This is a genomic window from Streptomyces sp. SD15 (genome assembly GCF_054462255.1).
This window is the reverse complement of the sequence record NZ_JBTLMO010000145.1, coordinates 1-956: the sequence shown is the minus strand read 5'-3', so window position 1 is coordinate 956 and position 956 is coordinate 1. Positions and strand designations below refer to the sequence as shown.

Annotated in this window: 1 protein-coding gene; it reads right to left on the bottom strand. The window is 69.6% G+C overall.

The genetic code is table 11. The features are described 5' to 3' along the window. Positions 1–956: Ig-like domain-containing protein (locus ACX28W_RS43925; RefSeq protein WP_459005695.1), on the bottom strand; the 956-nt coding region annotated here is incomplete at both ends.

Here is a 956-nt window from a genome sequence, read left to right as displayed (position 1 = left end):
CGTCGCCGTGAAACTCACCGACTGCCCCACCACCGACGGATCCGGCGACGAAGCCACCGTCGTGGTCGTCACCGCCGCGGTCACCGTCTGGGTATCGGTGCCGGTGGAGGAGACGAAGTTGCTGTCCCCGCTGTAGGTGGCCGTCACCGTGAACGGACTGCCGGTTGTCGTGGTGTAGGCGTGCGTCGTCGTGGCAGTGCCACCGGCCAGCGGCACCGACACCGTCGCGCTGCCGTCACCGAAGTCGAAGGTGACCGTCCCCGTCGGCGTGCCCGCACCCGGCGCCACCGGCGCCACCGTCGCAGTGAAACTCACCGACTGCCCCACCACCGACGGATCCGGCGACGAAACCACCGTCGTGGTCGTCACCGCCGCGGTCACCGTCTGGGTATCGGTGCCGGTGGAGGAGACGAAGTTGCTGTCCCCGCTGTAGGTGGCCGTCACCGTGAACGGACTGCCGGTTGTCGTGGTGTAGGCGTGCGTCGTCGTGGCAGTGCCACCGGCCAGCGGCACCGACACCGTCGCGCTGCCGTCACCGAAGTCGAAGGTGACCGTCCCCGTCGGCGTGCCCACACCCGGCGCCACCGGCGCCACCAACGCCGTGAAACTCACCGACTGCCCCACCACCGACGGATCCGGCGACGAAACCACCGTCGTGCTGGTCCCCGCCGCGCTCACCGTCTGAGTGTCCGTGCCGGTCGAGGAGACGAAGTTGCTGTCCCCGCCGTAGGTGGCGGTGACGGTGAACGGACTGCCGGTTGTGGTGGTGTAGGTGTGGGTCACCGTCGCCGTCCCGCCCACAAGGGTCACGGTCTCGGAGGGTGACCCGTCCCCGAAGGTGACGATCACGTCTCCGGTCGGTGTTCCTGTGCCGGGTGTCTCGGCGTCCACCACCACGGTGATGTCGACCGGTTGGCCGACCAGCGAGGGGTCGGGGCTGGTGGCGACCGTGGTGG